The 16,004-nt window shown below is 54.7% G+C and carries 17 protein-coding genes; 11 read left to right on the top strand and 6 right to left on the bottom strand.

The genetic code is table 11. The features are described from left to right. Positions 1-8: 8 nt before the first annotated feature. From DS901_RS07345 to DS901_RS18710, 3 genes are read right to left on the bottom strand one after another with little or no spacing between them, the layout of a single operon-like run. Positions 9-923: a site-specific tyrosine recombinase XerD gene (locus tag DS901_RS07345; protein ID WP_113776283.1), complete on the bottom strand. Its 915-nt coding sequence runs from the start codon at positions 921-923 to the stop codon at positions 9-11. Positions 924-940: 17 nt separating this feature from the next. Further along, positions 941-2,461 carry a hypothetical protein gene (locus tag DS901_RS07340; RefSeq protein ID WP_309472525.1) on the bottom strand — a complete coding sequence of 507 codons (1,521 nt, stop codon included), beginning with the start codon at positions 2,459-2,461 and terminating at the stop codon, positions 941-943. Beyond that, complete coding sequence (locus DS901_RS18710; protein WP_181820804.1) at positions 2,448-2,600, bottom strand: hypothetical protein; 153 nt, start codon at positions 2,598-2,600, stop codon at positions 2,448-2,450. Before DS901_RS18710 ends, DS901_RS07340 begins: the two co-directional genes overlap by 14 nt. A gap of 151 nt (positions 2,601-2,751) precedes the next feature. On the opposite strand from DS901_RS18710, the gene DS901_RS07335 reads away from it, so the two are divergent. Together DS901_RS07335 and aroB are read left to right on the top strand one after the other, a co-directional pair. Then, the gene (locus DS901_RS07335; RefSeq protein WP_113776282.1) at positions 2,752-3,309 is read left to right on the top strand and encodes a shikimate kinase; all 558 of its coding nucleotides are present in this window, start codon (positions 2,752-2,754) and stop codon (positions 3,307-3,309) included. After that, a complete protein-coding gene (gene aroB / locus DS901_RS07330; RefSeq protein WP_113776281.1) occupies positions 3,310-4,434 on the top strand; it encodes a 3-dehydroquinate synthase in 1,125 nt (374 codons plus the stop codon). Between the two features lie 39 nt (positions 4,435-4,473). On the opposite strand, the gene DS901_RS07325 is transcribed toward aroB, so the two are convergent. Further along, complete coding sequence (locus tag DS901_RS07325; RefSeq protein WP_113776531.1) at positions 4,474-4,983, bottom strand: single-stranded DNA-binding protein; 510 nt, start codon at positions 4,981-4,983, stop codon at positions 4,474-4,476. A gap of 148 nt (positions 4,984-5,131) precedes the next feature. Between DS901_RS07325 and DS901_RS07320 the strand changes: the two genes are divergently transcribed. After that, on the top strand, positions 5,132-5,713 hold the full coding sequence (locus DS901_RS07320) for a lytic transglycosylase domain-containing protein (RefSeq protein WP_113776280.1): 582 nt from the start codon (positions 5,132-5,134) through the stop codon (positions 5,711-5,713). Here DS901_RS07320 and DS901_RS07315 read toward each other — a convergent pair. Together DS901_RS07315 and miaA are read right to left on the bottom strand one after the other, a co-directional pair. Next, on the bottom strand, positions 5,697-6,509 hold the full coding sequence (locus tag DS901_RS07315; protein ID WP_113776279.1) for a helix-turn-helix domain-containing protein: 813 nt from the start codon (positions 6,507-6,509) through the stop codon (positions 5,697-5,699). The two genes, DS901_RS07320 and DS901_RS07315, sit on opposite strands and share 17 nt — an antisense overlap. A gap of 66 nt (positions 6,510-6,575) precedes the next feature. Continuing rightward, positions 6,576-7,466, bottom strand: coding sequence for a tRNA (adenosine(37)-N6)-dimethylallyltransferase MiaA (gene miaA, locus DS901_RS07310; protein ID WP_113776278.1), 891 nt, complete (start codon positions 7,464-7,466; stop codon positions 6,576-6,578). Positions 7,467-7,571: 105 nt separating this feature from the next. Between miaA and pyrH the strand changes: the two genes are divergently transcribed. The 8 genes from pyrH to DS901_RS07270 all read left to right on the top strand — a co-directional run bounded on the left by pyrH (position 7,572) and on the right by DS901_RS07270 (position 15,939). Next, entirely contained in the window at positions 7,572-8,297 is a 726-nt protein-coding gene (gene pyrH, locus DS901_RS07305) for a UMP kinase (protein WP_113776277.1), read from the top strand. 117 nt (positions 8,298-8,414) lie between these two features. Then, positions 8,415-8,978 carry a ribosome recycling factor gene (frr, locus tag DS901_RS07300; protein WP_113776276.1) on the top strand — a complete coding sequence of 188 codons (564 nt, stop codon included), beginning with the start codon at positions 8,415-8,417 and terminating at the stop codon, positions 8,976-8,978. Positions 8,979-9,000: 22 nt separating this feature from the next. Further along, on the top strand, positions 9,001-9,729 hold the full coding sequence (uppS, locus tag DS901_RS07295; RefSeq protein ID WP_113776275.1) for a polyprenyl diphosphate synthase: 729 nt from the start codon (positions 9,001-9,003) through the stop codon (positions 9,727-9,729). Further along, positions 9,730-10,515, top strand: coding sequence for a phosphatidate cytidylyltransferase (locus DS901_RS07290; RefSeq protein WP_113776274.1), 786 nt, complete (start codon positions 9,730-9,732; stop codon positions 10,513-10,515). Then, a complete protein-coding gene (gene dxr, locus DS901_RS07285) occupies positions 10,512-11,681 on the top strand; it encodes a 1-deoxy-D-xylulose-5-phosphate reductoisomerase (RefSeq protein ID WP_113776273.1) in 1,170 nt (389 codons plus the stop codon). The genes DS901_RS07290 and dxr overlap by 4 nt, the downstream gene beginning before the upstream one ends. A gap of 4 nt (positions 11,682-11,685) precedes the next feature. Further along, positions 11,686-13,023, top strand: coding sequence for an RIP metalloprotease RseP (gene rseP / locus DS901_RS07280; RefSeq protein WP_181820803.1), 1,338 nt, complete (start codon positions 11,686-11,688; stop codon positions 13,021-13,023). An 88-nt stretch (positions 13,024-13,111) separates the two neighbouring features. Continuing rightward, positions 13,112-15,418, top strand: a complete 2,307-nt coding sequence (gene bamA / locus DS901_RS07275; protein WP_113776272.1) for an outer membrane protein assembly factor BamA — start codon at positions 13,112-13,114, stop codon at positions 15,416-15,418. Further along, positions 15,418-15,939, top strand: coding sequence for an OmpH family outer membrane protein (locus tag DS901_RS07270; protein ID WP_113776271.1), 522 nt, complete (start codon positions 15,418-15,420; stop codon positions 15,937-15,939). Before bamA ends, DS901_RS07270 begins: the two co-directional genes overlap by 1 nt. The last annotated feature ends 65 nt before the right edge of the window (positions 15,940-16,004 follow it).

Genomic DNA, 16,004 nt, shown 5'->3' with positions numbered 1-16,004 from the left:
CTTTCGGTCTATTTATTTTTGGCAAGCGGATGATGTTCTAGCACCAGCTCTTTTAGCCGCTCGTCCAACACATGTGTATAGATTTCTGTTGTGGCAACATCTGCGTGGCCCAACATTGTTTGAATCGACCGTAAATCGGCACCACCTGCCAAAAGATGTGTGGCAAAGGCGTGTCGCAGCGTATGCGGGGTCACCTTAGCGGGGCTTACGCCGCCTGCAACGGCAAATTCTTTGATCAGCCCAAAAAACCGGTGCCGCGTGAGATGCCCTAATTTGCCGCGCGATGGGAATAGGAACTTGGATGCGGGCACCCCGGATTTGCGTGCGGCATCTTCATTCGCGTCACGTTCTTCAAGAAAAGCAGCCAGCGCTTCGCGGGCAGGGGGTGATAACGGCACGAGACGCTCCTTACCGCCTTTCCCGCGCACAAGCAGCATCCGTGGATCACCGCGCGCGGCAGAAACGGGCAGACTAACAAGTTCAGTCACGCGCATGCCTGTCGCATAAAGCAATTCCATCAGGCAGGCATTGCGGCGTCTATCGCGCTTGGTATTGCGCGCAGCCTCCAGCAGACGATCGACTTCGGTAATATCTAGGGTTTTGGGCAGCCGTTTGGCGCGCCCCGGCCCTTTGATTTGAATGGCGGGGTTATCCGCACGCCAGCCTTCTTCAAAGGCAAATCGGTAGAGTTGTTTAATCGCGGAAAGCCTGCGCGCGCGCGTGGCCTTTGACAGCCCTTCGTTTTCGCAATCGATCAGATAGCTTTCTACGTGGTCGCGGTTCGTGGTGGCAAAATGCAAGCCACGGTCGGAAAGCCACTCCGCAAATTTTGTCAGATCGCGCGCATAGGCCAATTGCGTGTTTGTCGCAGCGTCAAGTTCGGCGGCTTGGGCTTCAAGAAACACTTGAATCCAGCGTGTCATAGGGGGGGATTGTGCGGTCACGTCGCCCGTTCCAATAGCATCAGTTGCAAGGCCGCGCGCCGCGATACATCTTCTAACCCGACAGAGCGCATCAGTGCGAGCGCATCGGTGACCAATCGGTAATCGCCAACAAACCCTTCGTTGAACAGGGCGGTTGCACGCAGTAATGCCTCGCCCAGTTTGCCGTCTTGGACCAATGCTTGTAGCACTGCTGGCGGCTGCGCGCCGTTAAACGCAGCTTGGATGGCCAATGCTTTGGGCGATGTTGCGGGTACCTCTTGTGGCAGACCGCGTGCAAGCGCGATCAAAAACGGATCATAGGATGTGTCCAGCGCGTTCAGCGCAAATGTTTCGTAATCCGGTGAAAGCAGGCCGATTGTGATTTTGAGGTCTTGGGCGTCGTCCATTAGCGGGGTTTCAAGCAGTGCTGGTCCGTAAAGCTTTGCAAATTGCACTTCGGTGCGCGCTTGTTGCATGGCTTCCCAAGCTGCGGGCAGGGTTGCCGCAATCGCTTCGGTATCTTTTGCGGAAATCGCTTGGTCAAATCGTTGCACTGCGCGCGCGCGATCCCAAACGCCACCCGATGCGGCGGGGGTGTTGGCGGTGTAGAAATCTTGCAAGATATTTTCAGACACCGCGCCATAGCGGGCAAGCCGTTCTGCCGCTTCAAGCTGTGATTTCCAGCCGACAGTTGGTCGCAGATCAGCGTGGGAAAAAGCGAGCGGCAAATTAGCGGTGATCAGTCCTTCGCCAATGGCTTCATGCATCCGAAATATCAACGGGCTGATCCGGTCAGGCGCCGCGAGCGGTGGCGCGCCTTCAAAAATTTCAGGGTCCAAGAACCGGGTCATCAACAGCTCTTCTGCTTCAGTCACATCGCCCAAAACGCGGTGCGTGTTCAGTGTTAACGCCGCTGTTGCCCAGTCGCCATTGCGCGCGAGACAGAAAATGCGCGCCGCATAGGTTGGCGCAATCGATGGTTTTTGTCCCATCACTTCGCAAGCGGGGTTTTCGGTGCCTGTCAGCAATGCCACGTCAAACCAGCGCCGAAATAGCGCGGCGGTATCGGGATCAGCTTGCTCGATCAGCGCTTGTGCTGGTTCAATCGCGCCAAGATCCAAAAGCTTATCAACCCGTGCCAAGAATAATGTACCACTGGGGCTCGCGTTGCGCGGCGGATCGGTTTCAGCAAGGATCATGACCTTAAGAAAATCTTGGATCGCAGGCAGGGTTTCGACCCGTTCGGCCTGCAATAACGTCACTAACATTTCTTCGTCGCTGCCCGCCCAAAGCGTGCGGGGCAGGCCCGTCACTGATTGCGGGAGCAGGCCAAACAAGTCCTTTGAAGGGCGATCTAGCGGTGTAACTGTGATTTGCGGCGCGATTGCGCTATCGCTGACAGGGGGTTCAAAGACGCGCACATTGGGTTCGACGCTGCGCGAGAGCCAATCAATCGCAGAAAGCGGTTCTTGCTGTTGTGCGGTAAGCGGCGCGGCAAGCAGACTGCACGCCAGCGCGATTGCGCTAATCTGTGTCAAGCGTAACAGGGTGTGTTACCTCGCTGATCGGGGCTGCAAAATCATTTGGAAAGAAAATCGGCCCGATATAGGCAAATGCGACCAAACCGATGCCCGCGAGGACAACCAAAAATAAAAGTACCTTGATGAGCCGCAACATTATCTGCCCCGTTCCTACTGATTTACCTCAATATGTGGTCTTAATGCCAACATTTGAAGTCATTATAACTGGCCTTTTGCGCAATATCACGGCATTCATTCATTAAATTTACGTGAGGCGGCAAAATGCCAAAGGCCGGGGGGCAAAAGTGATGACGCAGGGGCAGGGGTTCCACTTGCACCGCACTGTAGTGTTGGTGGGGATGATGGGCTGCGGGAAGTCTGCGATCGGACGCAATCTGGCAGAGCAATTGGACGTGCCTTTTGTCGATAGCGACGCCGCAATCGAAGCCGCTGCCGCCCTCTCAATCGCTGAGATATTTGCGCGCGATGGCGAGGCGTTTTTCCGCGAACGCGAAGCCGAAGTGCTGCGACGCATCCTATCTGGCCCTCCTGGGATCGTATCCACAGGTGGCGGGGCGTTTATGGCCGCGCGCAACCGCGCGTCGATTGCCGAAATGGGCGTGGCGCTTTGGCTTGATGCTGACCTCGAAACACTCTGGGAACGGGTGCGGCACAAAGATACCCGTCCGTTGTTGCGCACCGCTGAGCCAAAGGCGACCTTGACCGAAATTTTTTACACGCGCCGCCCCATCTATGCGCAAGCCGGTTTGCAGCTTGCAATTGGTGCGGATGCAACCATCGACGATACCACACAAGCCGCGATTGATGTGCTTGTTGCCGACCCAACTATCCTGGAGAGAAACTAGATGACTGCCACGGTGCATGTTGACCTGCCCGGTCGCGAATACGACATTCATATCGGCCCCGGCTTGTTGGGTCAGGCAGGGCCTTATGTCGCGGCGTTCGGTGGGCGCAAACATATCTGTATTATCACCGATGAAACAGTCGCCGGGTTGCATTTGGCGCAGTTGCAGGCGGGGCTGACCGCCGCTGGGCTGACGTCAGAGGCGCTGGCACTGCCTGCGGGTGAGGCGACGAAATGTTGGGCGCAATTAGAAAAAAGCGTCGAATGGTTGCTTGCTCAAAAGGTTGAACGCGGCGATGTCGTGATCGCATTCGGCGGCGGTGTCATCGGTGATTTGGCCGGGTTTGCAGCTGCAATCATGCGTCGGGGCGTGCGGTTTGTGCAGATTCCGACGACCTTGCTTGCACAGGTGGACAGTTCGGTTGGCGGCAAGACCGGGATCAATTCGCCAATGGGGAAAAACCTGATTGGGGCATTTCATCAACCAAGTCTGGTGCTCGCGGATACTGCGCTTTTGGGGACATTAACCGCGCGCGATTTTCTGGCGGGATATGGCGAGGTCGTCAAATACGGCATGCTGGGTGATGCCGCGTTTTTTGACTGGCTTGAAAAGCAGGGTCCGGCGCTTGCCGCTGGTGACATGGACGCCCGTATTCGCGCCGTCACCCGATCATGTGAAATGAAGGCCGATGTTGTACGCCGCGACGAAAAGGAAAACGGTGACCGGGCGCTATTGAACCTTGGGCATACGTTTGGGCACGCGCTTGAGGCCGCAACCGGCTATTCTGACCGTCTGCTGCATGGCGAAGGCGTGGCAATCGGCTGCGCGCTGGCGTTTGAACTTTCCGCCCGTTTGGGTCTGTGTAGCCAAGAAGACCCCAGCCGCGTGCGTGCGCATCTGCGCGACATGGGGATGAAGGTCGATATGGCCGATATTGCTGGCGATTTGCCCGATGGCGCCGGGCTATTGGCGCTGATGGGGCAAGACAAGAAAGTGCTTGATGGCAAGCTGCGCTTTGTGTTGGCGCGCGGCATTGGCGGTGCGTTTATGACGTCAGATGTGCCGTCAGATGTCGTGCTGTCAGTGCTTGAAGATGCATTGGAACTAAAAAAGTCCCGAGGTTAATCGGGACTTTTTGATTAGTTCGCCTTGACAGTTCAGGCTTTAGAACGGGATTTCATCGTCCATATCGCTGCCGCCGCCAGCAGGGGCACCGCCACCTGAATTGCCGCCGTAACCACCGGAACTGCCGCCGCCGTAGCCGCCGCCAGATTGACCACCGCCATAATTGCCGCCACCGCCGCCTTGGCCACCGCCTTCGCCGCGCCCATCAAGCATGGTCAACGTGCCATCAAACCCTTGCAGAACAACTTCGGTTGAATAGCGGTCAGCGCCGGATTGATCCTGCCATTTGCGGGTCTGCAATTTGCCTTCGATATAAACCTTGGCGCCTTTGCGCAGGTACTGTTCGGCTATGCGCACAAGACCTTCTTGGAAGATTGCGACTTGATGCCATTCTGTTTTTTCACGGCGCTCGCCTGTGTTTTTGTCTTTCCAGTTTTCTGACGTTGCGATGCGCAGGTTGCACACTTTGCCGCCGTTCTGAAAATTTCGGACCTCTGGGTCAGCGCCCAGATTACCGATAAGGATGACTTTGTTCACTGATCCGGCCATTGCGGTATCTCCCACGATTCTTGTTTGCGCTTTTGTGACAGACTGGGGATGGGCGAACAAGGTTAAGGAATGGTTGTGGCCCGATGGGTTGGCTAACTGCGCAAGAAACCGTACATAGGCACCTAAGCAACGGATGCGGGATGGTTTCATGCGGTTTCAAACAGGGGTGATCGGGGCGATTTTATGCGCGAGCGTTGCGCCGCTTTGGGCGCAAGAACAAGTGTCGACCCGGACGCGGACGCAGCTTTTGCAAAACCAGATTTCGATTTTGGACGACCGGGCCGCAACGCAATATGCGGGGTCTGAGCGGCTTTTGCCGCCGCGCGCGGATTTGGCGGCGTTTGTCACACCTTATCAAGGCAGTTATTCTGGTCCCTATTTGCCCATTGCGCGGGCTGCGGCCCAAAACAACAACATCCCCGTTGATCTGTTTTTGCGGCTTGTACAGCAAGAAAGCGGTTGGAATGCGCAGGCGGTGTCGTCCAAAGGTGCGCTGGGGTTGGCACAACTGATGCCGCAAACGGCGGCTGTCTTGGGGGTCGATCCGACGGACCCGACGCAAAACCTGCAAGGTGGCGCGCGGTATCTGCGCCAGCAATATAACACATTCGGTAATTGGCGGCTGGCACTTGCGGCCTATAACGCGGGACCGGGGGCGGTCGAACGCTACGGCGATGTTCCGCCCTATCCTGAAACCCAAAACTACGTGCAGGTTATTTTAGGGCAGTAAGCCCGGTATTGCGAAAATGGGTTGGGGTTTCGCCAGTGCGATCCTTGAAAGTGCGGGTGAAATAGGCCGCCGATTGGAACCCAAGATTTTGCGCGATATCTTGCACGGATTGCCGGGTTTCACGCAAAAGGGTGCAGGCCTCAAAGTGAATGCGCTCATTCAATAGCTTCAATGCCGAACGGCTACAGGTTTGTTGGCAACACCGTGTCAGATGTGTAGGCGTAACCCCTAGATTGTCGGCATAATCTGTGACCGTGCGATCTGATTGAAAATCTTGTGCGATCAACGTGGTATAGCGCGCGACAAGCTTGGCCGCAGCCGAATTGCGGCGCGGATCGATAGCGGATTTATCGCGTTCGCGCAGTTGTCGTTCAATGAAAATCGTCAGCAAGACATGATGACAGGACACGGCACGCGCATCGCCGGTGGGCTGCAGTTCTTGTTCGATGGCTTCGAACAGTCCCAACAGTTCCTTTTGCGGGCCAACATCCAAGAGCCGCAGATGAAACGGCGCGGCAGGCATGCCGGACGTATCGGGCAGGGCCATGATTTGTGCGAAAACGGTCGGGCCGACCTCCATCCCGTACATTGTGTGGGGGGGGATATAGATCAGATTATTGGGGCCGTAGCCATTTGTCAGACCTGCGACGGTGATCCGCCCTTGACCTTTGGTGATATGGATCAGGCGTGGTGTGGCGTGGCTGCGCATGGCTTCGGTGCGCCAGCGGCTTTGAGGGCCGGCGTGTTTGATCGGTGCTAGCGTTACCGCTGCTTTTATTTCGGTCATGAGCGTCATTACATCGTCCCAATGCTGACTGTTTTTCTCAGTTTGACCGAAAAGTGTTTCAAATCAATGTGTCAGTCACTTAGGCAGATCAAGTGTTGCGGATATGTCGAGTTGATCAACCTTGAGTTGATGCCAGTTTCTGTGCCGCGAACGAAACCATGTGCGTTGGCGTTTTGCGTATTGTCTGGAACCAATAATCACCGCGTCGCGGGTTTGTTCAGTGTTTAACGTGCCATTTAGATGGGCAATTAATTCAGGCGCGCCGATAGCCTTTGAAGACGCATGCGTGGGGTCCCACGTCGGAAGCATCGCGCGGGCCTCATCCAGGACGCCTTGCGCAATCATTTGGTCAAAGCGGCGCGAAATCCGATCATTCAACCAGGCAGGGTCTGCATTCAGGTTTAGGCACACGGCCTGACTTTCCGGAAGCAGTGGCGGCGGTGTTTCGTCTTGCCAATCGGCCAGTGGGCGCCCCGTGGCTTTAAGGACCTCCCAAGCGCGCTGTACGCGCATCCGGTTTTGTATGTCGATACGGGCGGATGTTTTTGAATCAAGTTCACGTAATAAATCATTTAATGATAATTCATTGCCCTGCGACCTTAATGTGTCGGGTGTGGCGGGAATTTCTGCCAACCCCTGCGTCAATGCCGCGAAATTCAAACCAGTGCCGCCGATGATGATTGGCCGCGCATCGCCTTGTAGATATGGGGTCACATCTCGTAGCCAGTGCCCAACCGAATAATCGGCGTCATAGGGGATGTGCCCATAAAGCGCATGATCCGCTAGCCCCAGATCAGCATCGTCAGGGCGCGCGGTGATAATGCGCCAGCCGTCAAAGACTTGCAAAGCATCTGCATTCACGATCACCCCGCCTTGGGTACGCGCGATATGCAGCGCGAGCGCGGATTTACCAGAGGCCGTCGGCCCCGCGATCAGCACCGGTTTATGAGGGGGGATCGTAATCATTGCTCTATTTGCGCAGCTTTGCGTTTTGTCGGCAAGGTGCCATTGAATTCAGCGCCGTTTTGCGACATTTTGCGCCTCATAACAATAGACAGCTTGGGGGCTATCATGGGCGATACTGAGAACACGACTTATAAGCGGGTCATGTTAAAGATCTCGGGAGAGGCGCTGATGGGCGACACGAGCTTTGGTCTGCACCCGCCGACGGTGCAGCGGGTCGCCAAAGAAGTGAAATCTGTGCACGATATGGGTGTCGAGATTTGTATGGTCATCGGAGGCGGCAATATTTTCCGCGGGCTGCAAGGCTCTGCCCAAGGGATGGAGCGCACAACGGCCGACTATATGGGGATGCTTGCGACCGTGATGAATGCGCTGGCGATGCAATCCGCGCTTGAGGAGCTGGGCATCCACACACGCGTCATTTCCGCCATCACCATGAACGAAGTCGCAGAACCCTACATCCGCCGCCGCGCCGTACGTCACCTTGAAAAGAAGCGGGTTTGCATCTTTGCGGCAGGCACCGGAAACCCTTATTTTACAACGGATACCGCCGCGACTCTGCGCGCAAATGAGATGAATTGCGAAGCGATTTTCAAAGGCACCAAGGTCGACGGTGTCTACAATAAAGACCCGGCGAAACATGAGGATGCCGTGCGCTACTCAGAGGTGACATACGACGAAGTGCTGCAAAAGCATCTTGGGGTGATGGACGCCAGCGCCATTGCGCTTGCGCGGGACAATAACCTGCCGATCATCGTGTTTTCACTTGATGAACCGGGCGGTTTCCAAGGCATTTTGGCCGGTGAAGGCACCCATACAATTGTGCATGAGTAGTAAGTGCTTGTGATTGTTCTGCACAAATGCTGCACATTTGCTAAGCTATACAATCACAGGTGTTTCGCATAGAACGGATAAAAGCCGGGCAACGCCCGCCAAGAAAGAGCAGTAAAAATGTCAGACGATTTTGAACTTGATACCGATGATCTGGGCCGCCGTATGGATGGCGCGATTGCTAACCTGCGCACAGAATTTGCATCATTGCGGACAGGCCGTGCGTCTGGATCGATGCTAGAGCCGGTAATGGTTGATGCATACGGGTCAATGACGCCAATTAACCAAGTGGGCACGGTGAACGTACCTGAACCACGGATGGTGACGATCAACGTTTGGGATAAGGGTCTAGTGGGCAAAGTTGAAAAGGCGATCCGTGAAAGCGGCCTTGGAATTAACCCACAATTGAACGGCACGATCATCATGCTGCCGATCCCCGAGTTGAACGAAGAACGCCGCCGCGAGCTAACAAAAGTTGCGGGTAATTATGCCGAAAACGCACGGGTTTCGATCCGTAACCTGCGCCGTGATGGGATGGACCAGATCAAAAAGGCCAAGAACGATGGCTTGTCAGAGGATGACCAGAAATTCTGGGAGGCTGAAGTGCAAGATATGACCGACGCGCATATCAAAAAGGTCGATGAAACGCTTGAAAGCAAGCAAGAAGAGATCATGCAGGTCTAATCGCCACGTCAGGAGGCCTGTGATGCCCGAGGATCAAAACGACTCCAAGACAGGGCCCAACCATGTGGCGATTATCATGGATGGCAACGGGCGTTGGGCGCAACAGCGCGGACGGCCACGCTTATTTGGGCATCATGCGGGTGCACGCCGTGTGCGTGAAATCGTGGCAGCTTGCCCCGATCAGGGTGTGAAATATCTGACGATCTTTGCCTTTTCTACGGAAAACTGGAAACGCACCCAGAGCGAAGTTTCTGGCCTCATGACCTTGTTCCGTAAGTATATTGAAAACGAGGCGAAGGCGCTGCTAAAGAACGGTGTGCGCGTGCGGTTTATTGGCGACCGGATCAGGCTTGATGATAAACTTGTCAGCCTGATGGATGAATTGGAATTGCTGACAGCGGATAATGATTTGGTCCACCTTACAGTGGCGATTAACTACGGTGGCCGCGATGAAGTGACGCGCGCAGCACAGCGATTGGCGCTTGAAGTGGAACAAGGGCGGCTGTCCTATAAAGACGTCGACGCCGAAACCTTGTCTGGCTTTTTGGATACCCACGTTCTGCCCGACCCCGATCTGGTCATCCGCACCAGCGGCGAAGCCCGCATTTCGAATTTTCTGCTTTGGCAGTCGGCCTATGCGGAATATGAATTTATCGATACTTTGTGGCCAGATTTTACGGCCAAAGAGTTTGCCAATGTGCTGGCCAATTACGGTAGCCGCGAACGGCGTTTTGGTGGGGTGAACGCTTAAATGGCCAGCAATTGGGATGACCTGAAACCGCGTGTGCTATCGGCCATTGCGATGACAATTATTGGTGCGGCTGGCGTGATCATGGGGGGCGTTTGGTTCCAAATGCTGGTGGTTTTTGTGACCGCTGTGATGGTTTGGGAATTGTGGATGATGATCCGCACGGATGAACCCACTAAGGGCATGCTGCTTGCTGCACTTGTCGCGTCCGTTCTGTCAGGACAAATCGCAGATGGCAGTGCCGCAGGGCTTTTATTGTTCTTCGTGGTGCCGGTGATAGGCGCAACCCTGATTAAAAAAGAACAAGTGACGTTTTTTGTTTTTGCGCTCGCTATTCAAATCGCTGGTTGGGGGCTCGTTCACTTTCGGATGGACTATGGGTTTGTCTGGCTTCTTTGGATGATGTCTGTCGTCATCGTAACAGATGTTTTTGGATATTTCGCGGGCCGCATGTTGGGCGGACCAAAATTTTGGCCAAAAATTAGCCCAAAGAAGACCTGGAGCGGCACCATCGCGGGCTGGGTGGGGGCCGGGTTTGTCGGATATACTTTCACTCTTTTCACGAATGCTGGGCTATGGATTATTTTGATTTCTATGGTGATCAGCTTTGCTGGGCAGATGGGCGATATTGGAGAAAGCGCGCTGAAGCGGCGCATGGGGGTGAAGGATAGTTCTACCCTGATACCCGGTCATGGCGGGTTGTTTGATCGCTTCGATGCGGTGCTTGGCGCGGCTCTGTTTTTGCTACTGATAGCATCCGTCTTTAACGTTCCGGGAGCGGCCTTTTGAGGCAAATCACGCTGTTTGGCGCAACTGGATCAATCGGCCAAAGCACGGTTGATCTGATCAAGCGCGACATGGATTCTTATGATGTTGTGGCGCTGACAGGCGGGCGCAACGTCGCGCAACTGGCCGCCGATGCCGTTGCGCTGAATGCTGATGTGGCGGTGACTTGTTATGAAGATTGCTATGATGAGCTTAATAAGCTGCTGGCAGGCACTGACATAGAGGTCGCCGCTGGCGATGCTGCAATAGCAGAGGCCGCCGCGCGCCCGGTTGATTGGGCGTTGTCCGCAATCGTGGGGGCCGCCGGTTTGGTGCCTGGGCTGACCGCATTGGCGCATGGCACGACGCTGGCGCTTGCCAATAAGGAATCGCTGGTGACTGCCGGGCCGCTATTGCTGGACCGTGCAAAGGCGCATGGGGCAACCGTTTTGCCCGTTGATAGTGAACATTCCGCCATTTTTCAGGCGCTGGTTGGCGAACATATGGCGTCGGTTGAGCGAATTATCATTACCGCCAGCGGCGGTGCGTTTCGCGACTGGCCGTTTGAAAAACTCGCAGGCGCAACATTGGCAGAGGCGTCAAGCCATCCCAATTGGGATATGGGGCAGCGGATCACAATTGATAGCGCGTCGATGTTCAACAAGGCGATGGAGCTTATTGAAACTAAAGAGTTCTTTGGCGTTCCGCATGAGATGATTGAAGTTCTGGTACATCGTGAAAGCATGGTGCATGCGCTTGTTGGGTTTAATGATGGGGCGTTGATGGCCCATGTCGGCCCGCCGGATATGCGGCACGCCATCGGCTATGCGCTACACTGGCCAGAACGGCGCAAACTGCCCGTGGAGCGGCTTGATCTCGCCCAAATTGGCCAGCTTTCGTTCGCGGCGCCAGATATGCAACGCTACCCGGCATTAGAGATCGCGCATCAAGTGATGGAAACGGGTGGGCTGACGGGCGCGGTGTTCAACGCGGCCAAAGAACGCGCATTGGATGGGTTTATCGCCGGTCAGATCGGCTTTTTGGATATGGCAAAGGTCGTTGACATGACGTTAACCAAAATGTCATCCGACCAATCCGTGACGGCGGGTGCCATTACGCTTGATAATGTTTTAGAGACAGACAGATTGGCCCGTATCCACGCGGGCGAAGCCATTGCAAAGCTAGGATAGACCCTTGGATTTAATCAACCAACTTGTGCTGATGTTCGGCAATCTTGCCTTTGCTATTGCGGCTTTTGTTGTGGCGTTATCCGTTATCGTCGCAGTGCATGAATACGGGCATTACATCGTCGGGCGTTGGTGTGGTATCCACGCCGAAGTGTTTTCGCTTGGTTTTGGGCCGCGCCTGTTTGGCTGGGTTGATAAACGCGGCACACGCTGGCAGGTCGCGGCCGTGCCATTGGGCGGTTACGTCAAATTCCTAGGCGATGCGAATGCTGCGAGCGTCGGATCAGAAGAGGTCGCACCCGATGTTGATCCACGCCACACGATGGAAGGTGCGCCTCTATGGGCGCGTACAGCGACGGTTGCGGCAGGTCCGGTGTTTAACTTCATCCTCGCGATTTTGGTCTTTGCGGGGGCGGTGATGGTGCAAGGGCAGGCGGTCGATCCGCTGACCTATGACAGTGCAAAACCATTGCCAGATGGGATTGTGAACCAGCTTGAACAGGGCGATGTCTTGATCGCCGTGGACGGTGTTCTGTTCAACGATCCAGATCGCACTGAAAACATTCTAGATCTCGTGCAGAGTGCGCCGCAGCTTGACTATACCATCCTGCGTGACGGGGCCGAGATGATCGTGACCGGTCCATTTGTGATGCCTTCGCTAATTGGCAGCGTGACGCCGCGATCCGCAGCCGATGAGGCGGGGCTGGTCAAAGGGGACGTGATCACCACAATTGATGGCGCGCCTGTCTATTCGTTTTTACAGGTGCAAGAAAAGGTATTCGCTGCAGCAGGCGCACCTGTTGTGCTAGACCTTTGGAATGAGGGTGAGACGCGGACAGTGACCCTAACCGCGCGCCAAACCGATACCCCCTTGCCCGAAGGTGGATTTCAGACCCGCTATTTGATCGGTGTGAGCAGTGATTTTTTCTTTGACGCAATGGTAGAAAGTATCTCTGTCACAGATGCGCTAACTTTTGGCGTTAACGGTGTTTGGAACTCGGCTACAACGACGTTTTCTGCGGTCAAACACATGATTTTGGGGAACATATCGACCTGCAATATGTCTGGCCCTATCGGAATCGCTGAAACCAGTGCGTCGATGGCGCGCCAAGGTACACAAAGTTTCATTTGGTTAATCGGGATGTTGTCGGCGGCTGTTGGAATTATGAATCTGCTACCGATTCCCGTCTTGGATGGGGGGCATCTGGTCTTTTACGGATATGAGGCAGTGGCCCGCCGCAAGCCCTCAGAAAAAGCGATTCAAGTGTTTATGTCGATCGGCCTGACATTGATACTGACCATGATGCTGTTCACTTTGCTCAACGATACCATTCTGTGCCCATAAACACCCTGTTTGCGTGTTTGGCGTTTTGACATTGCCCTTTAATCGGGCTAGTTCGTAGAGAACTGAATAACGAAAACAGGCGAACAATATGCATAGATTTGTGGGGCGTCTTTTGGCGCAGGGCGGGGCGAATATGCGCCGGATTGCGACCATCGCGGTGATTGCAACATTCACTGCGGGTGCCGCATTTGCGCAAAGCTTTGTTTTCAATAACGTATCAATCGAAGGCAACCAACGCGTCGCCGATGGTACAATCCTCACATATGCAGGTATTTCCCAAGGCGAGGCGCTGAGCACTGCAGAGCTGAACGACGCTGCACAGGCTATTCGTGAATCCGGTCTTTTTGAAAGCGTTGAGGTCGTTCCAAGTGGAAGCACCTTGATTATCCGCGTTGTGGAATACCCGACGATTAACCGGATCAATGTCGAAGGTAACGCGCGACTGAGTGATTCCGAATTGTTGCCATTTGTGCAATCACAGCCGCGCCGCGCCTATAACCCGACACAGGCAGAATCCGATACGGCCGCCATTACCGCCGCCTATGCCGAGCAAGGTCGGATCAATGCGACGATCACGCCAAGCATTATCCCGCTGTCAGATAACCGCGTTGACCTTGTTTTCGTTGTGACGGAAACTGCGGTTACCGAAGTTGAACGAATTTCCTTCCTTGGCAACCGGACCTATTCTGAATCGCGCCTTCAGCGTGTGCTGGACACCAAACAGGCCGGTGCACTGCGTGCATTGATACGCCGTGATACCTATTCGTCAGAGCGTCTGGCAGCAGATCGCGAATTGCTAACGGATTTCTACCATTCACGTGGTTACCCTGATTTTGTCGTGCAAAACGTGGATGTCGCATTGACGCGTGAACGCGATGCATACCTGATTACCTACAATCTGCGCGAAGGCCAAAAGTTTGAATTTGGCACTGTAACTGTCGCCAGCGAAATCGATGGGCTTGATCCCACGCCATTCCAAGACGCTATTCGTGTGCGCCAAGGCGTGACCTATTCACCCGTGCCAATTGAAACGGATATTGTGCGGCTTGAACGCCTTGCGGTCAGCCGGGGGGTGAATTTTGTGCAGGTCGATACGCGCATTACCCGCAACCCACGCGATTTGACGCTTGATTTGACTTACGTCTTGGTGCCTGGCCCACGTATTTTTGTGGAACGCATCGATATCGAAGGCAACAGCACCACATTGGACCGCGTGATCCGCAACCGTGTGGATGTGGTTGAGGGCGACCCGTTTAATCCGCGCGAAATTCGCGATTCAGCGAGCCGAATCCGCGCGTTGGGTTTCTTCCAAGATGTGTCTGTGAACACGCGGCAGGGAAGCAGCGAAAACCAACAGATCGTTGACGTCGACGTGGTCGAAGGCCCGACAGGTAGCCTGAGCTTTGGTGCGAACTATAACAGTGATACCGGCATTGGGCTGGTTGCGTCTTATAATCAATCAAACTTTCAAGGGCGCGGTCAAAGCCTCAGCTTCAACCTATCGACGGCTGAAACCAACCGAAACCTGTCGTTTAGCTTTGCTGAGCCACGTTTGTTGGGGCGTGATTTGCGCCTTGGGGTGAACCTTTCTTATGCCACTACAGATAATGAAAGCGCGCTTTACGATACTGAAAGCCTGCGTATCAGCCCTCGTTTGACATTCCCAGTGAGTGAAAATGGGCGCCTGACTGTGCTTTACGCATTTGACTACAGCGATATTTCTGATGTCGATAGCAGCGCCAGCCAGATTATTCACAACGAGGCCGACGAAGGCGGGGTCGCCACCCATTCGTTTGGCTATACTTACAGCTACGACACTCGTCGGTCTGGATTGAACCCAACAGCAGGTGTCGTTCTGCGCTTTGGTCAAGAATTCGGATTTGGCGACGCGCAGTTTATTAAATCAACTGCGTTGCTTGGGGCCGAAGCCAAGGTCCTGAACGAAGAAGTCACCCTGCGAGCGACCCTTGAAGGTGGCTATCTCGACTATCAAGAAGGCTCTAGCCGTGTGACTGATCGCTTCTTTATGGGCAGCAGTGTAATGCGCGGGTTCGAATCTGGCGGGATTGGGCCGCGTGACGACGATACCGATGACGCGCTTGGGGGTAACGCCTATGCGGTGCTGCGTCTTGAATCTGAATTCCCGCTGGGACTGCCCACCGAATATGGGCTGACTGGTGGGGCGTTCATCGATTACGGATCGGTTTGGAATGTTGGCGAAACCTACGGTGAAGATGTGATCTACGATGAATTCACTCCCCGCGCGGTTGCAGGGCTGTCACTGTTCTGGACCACGCCCATTGGCCCGCTACGGTTTAACTTTACCGAAGCACTGGACGCGCAAGACCGCGATGACACCAAGGCTTTTGACGTCACCATCTCAACGAGCTTTTGATGAGCTTATGGCGTGCCCTTTTGATTTGTCTGTGCGCGGCATTACCCGCGCGCGGGCAAGAGGTCACGCCGCAGATCTTGGTTTTTGATATGAACCGGATCTATTTTGAAACACTCTATGGCCGGCGGATTGCCGAAGATTTGAACCAAGCGGCACTGGCTGTGCAGGACGAAAACGAACAAATCGTCGCAACATTGACCGAAGAAGAACGCAGCCTGACCCTGCGCCGACCAGAGATGACGCCGGAAGATTTTCGTGCCGAAGCAGATGCCTTTGATGCGAAAGTCCAAGAGGTGCGTCGGGTCCGCGATGCCAAAAACGTTGAATTGCAAGCCGCAGACGCCGAACAACGCGCGACCTTTGAAGATCGTGTGCAGGGTATTATTGCCAATGTGATGCTTGAACGTGGTGCGGTCATCGTACTCGAGCAACGCAGCGTCGTCATGTCGGTACGCGCGGCCAATATCACGGATGACGTGATTGTGCGGGTCGATGCCGAGCTGGGCGATGGAACGCAGTAGGCTCATGCTTGCCCGCAGTCTGTGGAATTGCTACTCAGCATAAGCGAAATACAAGGAATACCCCA

Origin of the sequence: Loktanella sp. D2R18 (assembly GCF_003318235.1) — a bacterium.
Classification (GTDB): Bacteria; Pseudomonadota; Alphaproteobacteria; order Rhodobacterales; family Rhodobacteraceae; genus Yoonia.
This window is presented reverse-complemented; position numbering and strand designations above follow the sequence as displayed.